This window comes from Brevibacillus gelatini (assembly GCF_003710935.1).
Taxonomy (GTDB): Bacteria; Bacillota; Bacilli; order Brevibacillales; family Brevibacillaceae; genus Brevibacillus; species Brevibacillus gelatini.
Map to the genome: position 1 here is coordinate 43,172 of NZ_RHHS01000053.1, position 12,162 is coordinate 55,333.

Annotated in this window: 7 protein-coding genes and 1 other annotated feature; of the genes, 6 read left to right on the forward strand and 1 reads right to left on the reverse strand. The window is 56.0% G+C overall.

The annotated features are described in order from the left end of the window. Nucleotides 1–87 precede the first annotated feature (87 nt). The 3 genes from EDM57_RS20680 (at nt 88) to EDM57_RS20690 (ending at nt 7,971) form a co-directional block, all read left to right on the forward strand. Nucleotides 88–1,380, forward strand: coding sequence for an NCS2 family permease (locus EDM57_RS20680; RefSeq protein ID WP_122906587.1), 1,293 nt, complete (start codon nt 88–90; stop codon nt 1,378–1,380). Nucleotides 1,381–1,605: 225 nt separating this feature from the next. Next, nucleotides 1,606–2,298 carry a queuosine precursor transporter gene (locus tag EDM57_RS20685; protein ID WP_122906588.1) on the forward strand — a complete coding sequence of 231 codons (693 nt, stop codon included), beginning with the start codon at nt 1,606–1,608 and terminating at the stop codon, nt 2,296–2,298. Between the two features lie 159 nt (nt 2,299–2,457). After that, nucleotides 2,458–7,971, forward strand: coding sequence for a chitobiase/beta-hexosaminidase C-terminal domain-containing protein (locus EDM57_RS20690; RefSeq protein ID WP_122906589.1), 5,514 nt, complete (start codon nt 2,458–2,460; stop codon nt 7,969–7,971). A 120-nt stretch (nt 7,972–8,091) separates the two neighbouring features. On the opposite strand, the gene trpS is transcribed toward EDM57_RS20690, so the two are convergent. Continuing rightward, entirely contained in the window at nt 8,092–9,075 is a 984-nt protein-coding gene (gene trpS, locus EDM57_RS20695) for a tryptophan--tRNA ligase (RefSeq protein ID WP_122906590.1), read from the reverse strand. 66 nt (nt 9,076–9,141) lie between these two features. Continuing rightward, nucleotides 9,142–9,406: a binding site (T-box leader), on the reverse strand. A gap of 135 nt (nt 9,407–9,541) precedes the next feature. Here trpS and EDM57_RS20700 point away from each other — a divergent pair. The 3 genes from EDM57_RS20700 (at nt 9,542) to EDM57_RS20710 (ending at nt 12,053) form a co-directional block, all read left to right on the forward strand. Beyond that, complete coding sequence (locus EDM57_RS20700; RefSeq protein ID WP_122906591.1) at nt 9,542–10,150, forward strand: TetR/AcrR family transcriptional regulator; 609 nt, start codon at nt 9,542–9,544, stop codon at nt 10,148–10,150. Next, nucleotides 10,143–10,679 carry an HXXEE domain-containing protein gene (locus EDM57_RS20705; RefSeq protein WP_122906592.1) on the forward strand — a complete coding sequence of 179 codons (537 nt, stop codon included), beginning with the start codon at nt 10,143–10,145 and terminating at the stop codon, nt 10,677–10,679. The genes EDM57_RS20700 and EDM57_RS20705 overlap by 8 nt, the downstream gene beginning before the upstream one ends. Before the next feature lie 75 nt (nt 10,680–10,754). Continuing rightward, complete coding sequence (locus EDM57_RS20710; protein ID WP_122906593.1) at nt 10,755–12,053, forward strand: helix-turn-helix domain-containing protein; 1,299 nt, start codon at nt 10,755–10,757, stop codon at nt 12,051–12,053. Nucleotides 12,054–12,162: the final 109 nt, after the last annotated feature.

Here is a 12,162-nt window from a genome sequence, read left to right on the forward strand (position 1 = left end):
CTCGATATTTTTCATATTAATGTCGCTATGATAGCATATTTTTCAGCAAACACGGAGAAGACAACGAAAGAAAGAAGGGAAACTGACGTGCGTACGTGGCTGGATAAGCTTTTTCACTTACGCGCTTGCGACACAACGTTCCAACGGGAGCTTATCGCCGGATTTATCGGCTTTGTCACCATTGTCTACATTGTTGCCGTAAACGCTTCGATTTTGCAGGATGCCGGAATCCCGATGGAGGCAGGGATTTTGGCGACTGTTCTGACCGCTTTTATCGGATCATTGTTAATGGCCTTCTGGGCGAATGCACCGATCATCCTTGTCCCCGGCATGGGGATTAACGCGCTGTTCACCTATACGCTCTGCCAGTCGATGGGCCTGACCTGGCAGGAAGCGCTGGCAGCCGTATTCGTATCCGGCCTGATCTTTACCGCCATCGCCTTTACCCGCGCGGCGGCGATTTTGTCCAACGCGATTCCCGCCTCGCTCAAGGAAGCGATCACGGTGGGCATCGGCCTGTTTTTGACCTTTATCGGACTGCAAAAAGGCGGCCTGATCGTCACCAATCCGTCCACCTTCGTCGCGCTGGGCGATTTGTCCAGCCCGCATGTCATCGTGACGCTGGTGACGCTCGTCCTCACCCTGATCTTGTTTGTACGCAACGTCCCCGGCAACTTCCTCATCGGAATTGCCGCTGGTACGGGACTTGGCTTTTTGTTCGGGATCGGCGGGGCGGCTACCGGGGAGACGTTTTCCTTTGCGCAGTACGGACAAGTATTGGGCGGCATGTCGTTTTCCGCCATCTGGACCTTGCCGTTTTGGATCGCGACTTTTTCGCTGGCGATGGTAATCGTGTTTGAAAACATCGGCCTGCTGCACGGGCATACGGCGATGATCGGCCAACCGCAAAAGTTCCGCCGCTCGCTACAGGCAAACGCCTTGTCGGCGGCCATCTCCGGCATCATGGGAACGAGCCCGACCGTTGCAACGGTAGAGACGGCAGCGGGAATTGCTGCGGGAGGAAGAACCGGACTGACCACGCTCGTCACCGGGACGCTTCTATTGTGCTCGCTCGGCCTGATTCCGGTGGTGAAAATGATCCCGAACAGCGCGGTTGCACCTGTGCTCATCATCATCGGGGCGTTGATGCTGCAAAATGTGCAAAACATCAATTTGAAGGACTTTTCGGAGGGCTTCCCCGCCTTTTTGATTATCGCCATCATTCCGCTGTCCTACAGCATCGTGGACGGCATCGCTTTTGGCTTCGTGGCGTACCCTCTGATGAAGCTCGCGCTGGGCAAGCGCCGGGAAGTGCCTGCCTTGCTGTACGTCATCGCCGGGCTGTTTTTGCTGAATTTGATGCTGCCTGTGTTGGCGTAAGGCAAAAGAGGGAAAGCGCCAGGTAAGTCGGAATATGCAAAAAAAGGACACCTTTTACTCCGTCAAGAGAAAAGGTGTCTTTGCTTGTTGGCACCAAGCTCCTGCTTTCCCGTCAGTCTGCCCGCGAGCATTGCGAAAACAACCGATTCCAAGTAGAATGATGAAATGCCCAAAAGGGCCGCGGTTCGCAAAACTCCCGCGTTATCAAAACTAGGAGGCTATCATATGTTTAATTTTGCCCTCGGAGTATGTTTTACTCTGGTGAATTTCGGGCTGTTTCTGCTCTGCTACCGCCTGTTCGGCAGAATGGGGCTGTACGCCTGGATCGGAATGGCTACGGTGCTGGCGAACATTCAGGTGGTCAAAACCATCGAGATGTTCGGGCTGGTCATGACGCTCGGCAATACGATTTACGCATCCATTTACCTGGTGTCTGACCTGCTGAATGAAAAGTACGGCGAGCGGGCGGCGAAAAAGGCGGTCTGGTTCGGCTTTTTCACCTTGATCGCGACGACGATCATCATGCAGCTCGTGCTGTTGTTTGAGCCGCAGGCGGAAGACATCGCCCAGGAATCGCTGGAGAATTTGTTCGGCCTGATGCCAAGGCTCGCTTTGGGCAGCCTGTGTGCGTACTTGCTGAGCCAGTTCGTGGACGTGAAAATCTACTCCTGGCTGAAGATAAAGTGCCCGGGACGCAACCAGCTGTGGATTCGCAACAACGGCAGCACGCTGTTCAGCCAGTTGCTCGATACCTTGACATTTTGCACGATTGCTTTTTGGGGCGTCTACCCGCTGGATGTGTGGTGGCAAATTTTATTGACCACGTATCTCATCAAGTTCGTCGTCTCGGCTGCCTCGACGCCGTTTCTCTATATCGCACGCAATATGAAGGTGCCGGAAGATGAATCGACAAAATGACACAAAAAACGCCAAGGCGTCTGAGCTTTGGCGTTTTTTGTTTCGTAGAAATGGAAGGAAAATACATTCTTTACATATAATTTACATAAAATTCGGACTATATGTTTACGATGTTCATAGCGAGCATTTCGCATGTTTGAGAGGAGGCAGAAAAAGAGAATGCAAAGCAAAAAGGGGAGATTACGCTGTCTGGCGAAGCTGGCGCTGATTGCGGCGGTTGCTGTCAGCGCCGTTTTGCCGAGCGGGTGGGGGCAGCAGGCAAAGGCACAGCAAGCTGGTCATGTCGTCATCAGCGAGGTGTACGGAGGGGGAGGAAACAGCGGGACCTTCTACAAAAACGACTTTATCGAGCTGTACAACCCGACTGGCACGACCGTTTCGCTGGCAGGCTGGTCTGTGCAGTACGCTTCTGCAAGTGGATCGACATGGAGCAAGACAGATTTGACGGGAAGTATCGCCCCATACGGGTATTACCTGATTAAACAGGCGGCTGGGACGGGGGGAACGGCTGAGCTGCCTGCCCCGGATGACGAAGGCAAGATTGCCATGTCAGGAACACAGGGAAAAGTGGCCCTCGTCAGCAGCGGAACGGAACTTACGGGAGTGGATGTCACTGCCCATCCTGATGTAGTAGATCTGGTCGGCTTCGGAGCCGCCAACGGCTATGAAGGGGCTGGTCCTGCTCCTGCCACGACGAACTCCACCAGCGCTTCCCGCAAAAGCAACGCGGATGGCATTGTGCCAAACGGCGGAAACGGCTGGGACACGGACAACAACAGCGCCGACTTCGTGGTGGGAGAGCCGACTCCGAAAAATACGCAAAGTCCGGCAGAGCCGCCGACAGACAGCGATGTCAGCGAGAAGCCGAACGGCCGGGAGTTGCTGTTTGACGTGACGAATCCGGCGGAAGCCGTCATTTTCGGCCAAGTCCGTCCGCATGTCACCATCAAGGTGTACGCAGCCCCGCCTGCCGGCAGCGAAACGCCTTTGGCCGAGCAGGTGTCGGACGATTTTGGCCAGATCGAACTGACTTTTGCCCATCCAACCTCGGCAGCGGTCTATCTCACCGCGACGGAGAGCGGCAAACAGGAGAGCGAGAGCATCGAGCTGCTGCCAGCCGCAGAAAGTCCTGTCTTGGCGGCTGAAAAAATCAGCTTGCAGCAAGTCGGAAGCACAGCAGAGCTGAAAGGCCAGGCGGGGGCAGCAGCGGGCAAGGCGATTTTGCGCGCCTATGATGCGCCAAATGGCAACAGCCTGCTGCTCGGCGGCAATCCGACTGGCAGCGCAGGGGAGAACGGCGCGTTTTCCTATTCGCTGCAAGGAATTGAGCAGTTGGACACCATCTACGTGACGCAGCAGCTCGCAAGCGAGCACGGCATGATGTTCGAGAGCGAGCCTGTACCGATTGCCAAGTCGGTACGCTCGACCCTGCCAGTTGCCGAGGCGAGGGCGCTGGCAAAAGGAACAACGGCGAGTGTTGCCGGAACGGTGACGGCCATCTTTGAGGCGGGGGGCCAAAACAACGTCTACATGCAGGACGAAACAGCCGGGCTTGTCGTGCGCGGTCCAGGGCTTGCCGCCAAAATCGCGGTCGGAGACAAAATCCAGGCGACCGGAAAAATGAACGACTACTACGGCCTGGCACAGCTCGAAGTCGCAACAGACGACATGACTGTCCTGGAGAAGCAGGCAGGCGTGCCAACGCCGCAGACGGTGACATCGGCAAATTTTGCAGCCAATGCAGGCGAAGCGATTGAAGGCCAACTGGTGACTGTCCGCAATGTGACTGTCCAGTCTGTGCAAAGCGGCAATTATACGTTGCAAGACGATCAGGGGAATTTCCTCTCCCGCCCTCCAGCCACGCTCCCGCTGGAACTGGGCACGACTTACGCCAGCATCACCGGCGTGGTCAACTACGATTTTAACGAATACAAGCTGGTGCCTCGGACGCTGGCAGATTTGGTAGAGGACGAGACGAGGGTTCCCGCAGTAACGGCGTATCCCCAAGGCCCGCTGGTGGCAGCAGGCACCAAAGTGACCCTGTCTACGACGATGGCGGATGCCAAAATTTACTATACGACGGATGGCTCGGAACCGACCAGAAACAGTACGGTTTATGCGGAGCCGATCCAGCTTGATGCGGATACGACGATTCAGGCGTTTGCTGTCAAGGAAGGCTACACGGACAGTAAAATCGCCATCTTCCGCTACACCATCCAAAAAGACGCCGTGCGCATCCACGATATTCAAGGAACCTCGTACCAGTCCCCGCTTGCGAATGGCACAGTCAAGGGCGTCACGGGAATTGTCACGGCAGTCGTTAAAGATGGCGGATCGGTACATGGCTTCTACATGCAAGACCCGCTCCCGGACAGCGATCCGCGCACGTCCGAGGGCATCTACGTATACGAACCGAAAGCGGCAGTCAAAGTGGGAGATGAAGTGAGCGTTGACGGCACGGTGAAGGAGTACGTGCCGCAAAACAGAGCGGCGACCGATCTCACCCAGACGCAGATTGATGCGGCAAAAGTCACTGTGATAAGAAATGCGCAGCCGCTCCCGGACCCGGTTGTTCTGGGCGAAGGAAACTACCGTTATCCAAAAGGGATCATTGACAACGACAGCCTGGGCACATTCGATCCTTGGGAGGATGGCATCGACTTTTGGGAGAGCCTCGAAGGGATGCTGGTGCAAGTCAAAAATCCAATCGTGGTCGGGGAAACAAAAGTTTTCACCAACCCGGCAAGCGTGGAGTTTGTGGTCATCGACGATCTGGCGCATCGCGGACAGCCGCGTACTCCGGCAGGCGGAGTGGTGCTTGCAGCCGACGATTTTCACCCTGAGCGCATCACGGTAGCAGACAAACTCGTGCCGATTTTGCAGCATCCAAAGGTCGGCGACAAAATTTCCGAGCCGCTGGCAGGAATCATTGATTACAGCTTTGCCAATTACAAGCTGTATCCCATCGAGACGTTTTCCGTCCAGCCCGACGGCAGCCAACCGACAGTGACAACACTCGACCCGAAAGCCGATGAACTGACGATTGCTTCCTACAACATCGAAAATTTTTCGGCCAAAACGGAGTCCAAAAAAATTTCAAGAATCGCGGAAACGATTGTCGAGAACATGAAATCGCCGGATATTATCGGCGTAGTGGAAATGCAGGATAACAACGGACCGACGGACAATGGCGAGACAGATGCCGCAAAATCCGCAGAAGCGCTGATAAAGGCGATCCGGCAGGCAAACGGCCCTGCCTACCGCTACATCGACATCGCTCCAGAGAACAACAAGGACGGCGGCCAGCCCGGCGGCAACATCCGCGTCGGATTTTTCTACAACCCGGATCGCGTGCAGCTGGCAGAAGGCGTAGCGGGAACGGCGACAGAGGCCGTACAGGTGGAAATGCGCGATGGAGCCGTACACCTCTCGCGCAATCCCGGCCGGATCGACCCGACCAACGAAGCGTTCGCGTCCAGCCGCAAGCCGCTCGCGGCGCAGTTCGTCTTCCAGGGCAAGCCTGTGTTTGTCATCGCCAACCATTTCAATTCCAAGGGCGGGGATGGAGCGCTGTTTGGAAAAGACCAGCCGCCGAAGCTGGTGAGTGAGGCGCAACGGATGAAAATCGCCCGCGTGGTGAACGGCTTTGTGAAACAGATCCACGCACAAGATCCACAGGCCAATGTGGTCGTATTGGGCGACCTGAACGATTTCCCGTTTTCCAATCCGGTAAAAGCACTGGCAGATGGCGCTCTGGTCAATATGGTTGAAAAGCTGCCGCCGGGCAGGCAGTACACCTACGTCTACCAGGGCAATTCACAGGTGCTCGATCAGATTTTGGTCAGCCCCCATCTGGAAAAACGCACCAAAGTGGACATTGTGCATATCAATGCCGGATTCACGGAAAACGAAGGCCGGGTGAGCGACCACGATCCGGTGCTTGTGCAGATTCGTTTGCAAGCCCAGGACGAACACGAGACGACGGCGCAGGAAGTGGCAGATGGCATTACCAGTCTCGCCCAGCCGGCAGCAGGAGCGACAAGACTGCGGTTGCCAGAAGTGCCTGCAGGCTTTACGGTTGCGATCAAGCATTCCAGCAACACGGGCGTCATCGCGCTGGATGGCACGATCACACCCCCGAGCCGCCAGACTGACGTGGAGCTGATTTTGCAGGTAACGCGGGAGTCGGACGGTACGACTGCCACGACTGAAAAGCTGACGGTTCATGTGCCAGCCAGACCGACAACCCCGCCCCCTGTCAATCCGCCAGACACGACCCCGATGCCTGACAGGCAGAAAGACTTGCACAGGCAGGCAGAACAGGCCATTTTGTCTGCCGCAGATGAACAGAGCATCGAGGAACAGGTGCAGCGGGTGCTTGCCAGCCTGCAACAACTGTTCGACGCCAAGCAGGTCACGCAAGCCGAGAAGTGGGACGCTGTTTCGCATTTCGTTTCAACCGTGCTGGCCGCTGTCGTGGAGCAGGCAGAGCGTGGAATCATTCGGGAAAAGACACTGCACGAGCTGAGTGAAAGCTTTTTGGACGAAGCGTTTGTTCCTCTCGCAAAATGGGAAAAGGTGGACACAGAACTGGCCCGACTGGGACTTACTGCCTTGACGAATTTTGCGAAAACTGCACTGGAGCCGTTCGATTCAGACGGTATTTCCAAGGATGTAGCCAAGCGTGTTCGCCTGCTGGCAGAAACGCTGCTGAAACGGTCCGGCACGATCACCGTCGAGCCTGGAGACGAGATCAAAGCATCTGACGAGCAAGTAGAAGGGGTGCTGGATACGCTAGCGGATTTCATGCAGGCCATTGAGGGCATTCAGGAAAAAATTGGATTTTCTCCGGTGCTGTTCATTCGCATGGAAGGTGACGAAGGGACATACGAGCCAGATACCGATACAGACGATCGTCTCCGCAGTAAAAAAGCAGGAAGCGAAGAACAGGCGATTACTTTGGAGAAGAAGCTGGTCGAGCTGCTGAAGAAAAACGAAGTCGGCGTCAGACTGACTGTTCCGGCAGGAGCATGGGTGGAAGTTCCGGGCGCTTATTTTGCCAAGGAACGCGCGGGAAAATTTTCCCTCCATCTGACAGAGGCAGAAGCAAAAGCAAACGGCTGGAAGGGCGTTACCAATCCCGGAAAAGCATACTTGCTGGAAGCGTGGAGCAACGGAAAAGAGCTGGGCAGCTTTGGTGAGCGGGGCTTTACACTCGCTCTGCCGCTGGCGTTTGACGCTGGCGAAAAGCTGCAGGCTTACACGTACCGCAACAAGCAGTGGCGAGCCGTGACAGGAGAAAAGGGCAAGCCGCCGAAAGTGACAGAAGAGGATGGAATGGGCGTCTTTACAGTCAAGTCAGCCGCTTCCTATGTCGTGGGAGACGCTGCGGTGGAGGCACTCGAAGCCAAACCGCAATCGTTGAAGCTCGCGCCTGGAGAAAAAGCGCAGCTAGAGGTGCTGGCGATCTTCAGCGACAAAAGCTCGGAGGACGTGACGAAGGCGGAATCAATCACGTACGAGTCCAATCGTCCCGAGCAGGTAGAGGTAGACGAGGAAGGCCGAGTGGTCGTTCTGGACGATGCGGAAGCGCGCACGCGCGCGACGATTACCATCAACTATGGCGGAAAAAGGGCGAAGGTATACGTTTTTGTCAGAAGCGCTGAAAAGTAAGGCTGTTACGGGAGAGCGGGCGGCAACGGTTTACCGCCGCGAGCCGCGAACCGGGTCTCGCTCACCAATGAAAAAACGGGTCGGGAGAAGCTTCCCGGCCCGTTTTGCGTCGCGATTTTCCTAGCGCGCCATACCCATTGCTTTTTCTACTTTGTGCAGCATTTCGTTCGCTACGGCATTTGCCTTTTTGGCGCCCGCCGAGAGGATGTCGTCCAGCTCGGAGGAATGGAACAGTTGCTCGTAGCGTTCCTGGATCGGACGCAGCGTCTCCACCACGATTTCCGCCAGGTCGGTTTTGAATGCGCCGTAGCCTTTGCCCTCATACATCGCTTCGATCTCTTGCAGCGACTTGCCGGAGCAGAGCGAGTAGATCGTCATGAGGTTCGATACGGCAGGCTTTTCTGCCTTGTCATAGCGCACGCTGCTGTCGGAGTCGGTCTGCGCGCGCTTGATTTTTTTCGTGATCGTCGCCGGATCGTCGAGCATGGAGATGAAGGAGCCCTGGTTCGGGTCGGACTTGCTCATCTTTTTCGTGCCATCGGTCAGCGACATGATGCGTGCGCCCGCTTCCGGCAGGCGGACTTCCGGAATGGTGAAAATGTCGCCGTAACGGTTGTTGAAGCGCTGTGCCAGGTCGCGGGTCAGCTCCAGGTGCTGTTTCTGGTCCTCGCCGACCGGAACGTAGTCTGTGCCGTAGAGCAAAATGTCCGCGGCCATCAGCGGCGGATACGCCAGCAAGCCGGCCGGAATCGATTCGCCGCGTCCGTCCGATTTGTCCTTGAACTGGGTCATGCGCTCCAGCTCGCCAAGGTACGAGGTGCACAGCATGATCCAGCCGAGCTTGGCATGTGCTGGCACTTCTGATTGGACGAACAAAGTCATTTTGTTCGGGTCAAGCCCGACTGCCAGGTAGAGCGCTGCCAGACGGCGGATGTTTTCGCGCAAGACGGCTGGCTCCTGCGGCACGGTGATCGCGTGCTGGTCGACGATGCAGTAGAAGCAGTTGTACTCGTCCTGCAGCGGAACGAAATGCTTCATCGCGCCGAGGTAGTTGCCGAGGGTCATAATCCCGCTCGGCTGAATGCCTGAAAAAATCGTTTTCATGAAAATGCTGCTCCTTTCCATAACGGGAATCTGTTTTTGGAAAATAAAAAAGGTCCATCCGCCCTGGACAGGGACGAATGAACCGTGGTGCCACCCTTGTTATTTTGCACACGGAAAAAGCCATGCGCAAAATCGCTCTATTCCGTACCGTTTTGATACGGTGTCCTTTGTAACGTGCGGACGTCACGCCAGAGCCTACTGCCGCTTTTAAAAAACGGGTTCGGTCTGGAGCTCGGGAGCCCATTCACCATTTCCTTGACACTGATTCGCACCAACCATCAGCTCTCTGCCGTCGCGAAAAATGACTACTCTTCTCCCTCATTGCCATCGAAAGATACTCTTTGAACAATCATTTTACGCAGTCCAGGAAGAAAAAGCAAGAGGGGATTGACAATTTCATCCAAAGATTGTAAAAGTAACTCAAGAGTTATATAACTGTCGAGTTACTTTTTTGGGGGGAAACCGGATGGCTCACAAAGTTTCCAAAGGAGAGCAAAGTCGTGGACGCTTGCTGGCCGCAGCGGTTTCCGAGTTTGCGGCCAAAGGCTTTCACCGTACCAGGGTGAGCGACATCGTGAAGGCGGCCGGGCTGACGCAAGCGTCTTTTTACCAATATTTCGAGAGCAAGGAAGGGCTGTATCAGCAGCTTATGGACGAGTTTTTCGCCAAGCTGTGGGAGCTGGCTGACGGAGGAAGCAAGGTGACAGCGCTGGACGAGGCCGATGTGTACGGGCAGGTGCGGGAAAATCTCGTGGCGCTGTTCCGCTTTTTTAAGGAGCGGCCTGAGCTGACGCAGATTGTGCTCTACCAGGCGGAAGCGGGAGAGGAACTGCACGGCAAACTGGCCGCCATGGTCTGTGCCAACCTGCGGAAAAACCAGGCCGCAGGACACGTCCGCGCGGATTTGTCGCCTGAGGTGGCGGCAGAAGCGATGGTCGCCGTCTGCTACCGTCTGACGTCCCGCTTTTTGCTAACGGGGGAAAAGACGGCCGAGCAGCTCGCCGACGAGGCGGTGTCTTTTTTGGCGCACGGGATCCTGGCGAAAAAAGACAAGGAGGGGGCAAAGCATGAGTGAGTTTGTGAATCTGATCTGGCTGTTGCTGGTCGTGTTTGTGTTTCACGATCTGGAGGAAATCATCACCGTCGAGCGCTGGCTTGGGCAGAAGCGAGCGCAGGTTTTGCACGCGCTGCCGGGGCGGCTGCAAAAGCTGATGGAGCCGTCGCTTGCGATGAACACCGCGCAGTTTGCCGTAGCCGTCACGTGCATCTTCGCTGTCCTAGTGGCAGCCGTCGTGCTTGCGGCTGCCACGCTGCCGCTCGGGACGTATCTGCCGTTTTTCCTCGTCTGTCTGCACGTGATGTTTCTGCACGTTTTCACGCACATCGGACACACGATTGTCTTGCGCGCGTACACGCCGGGTGTCGTGACGGCAGTCATCCTTGTTTTGCCGTACAGCGTCTACACCTACGTTCGGCTTTTTGAAGCCGGAGTGATTACGTGGTCGCTTGTCTGGAGTACGCTGCCGTTCTGCTTGTTGGCCGTGCCGATCCTGTATGTTGCCCACTGGCTAGGACAGGCGGCAGGAGGGCTGGTCAGTCGCTGACGAGGCGAGATTGGCTGTAAGTGCGGACGTATTTTTGCTATTCTTAGAAAAAACGTTGGGAAAGGTGGGCGTGTATTGAAGCTGCGACTAGGCGTGATCGGAGCGGATGATTCGCTTGTCATTATCCAGTCGGTCATGCAGGAGTTTCCCGAGATTGAATGCCTGCCGATCGTGTATTGGAGAGAAGAGGAAGTCGTCGATCTGCTCATGGCGCATCTGGATGAGGTGGACATGTGGCTTTTCTCCGGGCAGGTGCCCTATGCCATGGCATGCGAGACGGGAAAAATCCAGGTGCCGATGGCTTATGTGCCGCATATTGGCGCGAGCCTGTACCGAACCTTGCTGCATCTGTCCCATCAGCTCGGGATTCGCGTGGATGAGGTGAGCTTCGATACGTTTTCAGGCGAGGAACTGGGGCAATTTCTTACGGAAGCGGGAATTGCGGAAGGCTACAAATGGCTCAAGCACTACGAAGGGGCGATCTCTGCCGATGAGCTGGCGGATTTTCATGAGGCGTTGTGGAAGGAAGGCAAGACAAAGGCGGCGGTGACGTGTCTGCGGACGGCGGAGCTTGCGCTTGTGCGCCGGGGCGTTCCCGTGCATCGCGTCCTGCCGACGCGCGCGGGTGTGCTGTCGGTTGTTCACATGCTTTTGCGCACGCATGAGATGCTGCATTTCAAGGATACGCAAATCGCCGTGCAGATGATGGAGATCGATCCGTTCCGGGAGCTGGCAGGCGGGAATTTTTCCACGGACGAATGGCAAAACGCCGAGATCAAGACGATGGAAAAGCTGTTGCGCTACGCCAGGTATTTGCAAGGCTCGCTGAAGACGGCAGGACCGGGACGCTACGTCATCTTCACGACCCGCGGCAAAGTGCAGGAGGTCACTAGAGGCTATGTGACGGTGCCAGACGTAGAGGGGCTGTTCGGGATTCGCGCCGACCTGGTGACGTGCGGAATCGGGATCGGCAAGACCGCCTACGAAGCGGAAATTCACGGGGGGATGGCGCTCTTGCACGCAAAAGAGCGGGGCGCAGGCAACTGGATGGTTTTTCTCGACGACAAAAGCGTCGTGGGACCGCTCGGACGCGACGAGCAGATCGCCTATCGGTACGACTCGAAGAAGCTGCAGGAGTTAAGCCAGCTTACTTCGCTGAGCGTCATGACGCTGTCGAAGCTGGAGTCGATTTTAAAAAAGCGGGGAAAGCAGGAGATCAACGCGCACGAGCTGGCTTCGCACATGCAGATTCTCCCGCGCAGCGCCCGCCGCATTTTGATCGAGCTGGAATCGAAGGGCATTGCCGAGGTGGTCGGGGAGGAAAACCCGCATCCACGGGGGCGTCCGCGCAAGGTGTACCGGATTCGTTTGTGAGGGGCTTTGCACTGGCAGATCAGCAGGAACCTTTTTTCCTTTTCAAAATAGACAGACTACTATACAATTAGGGACATAGCCGTAAATCAACCGTTAATAGGCGGTGCTA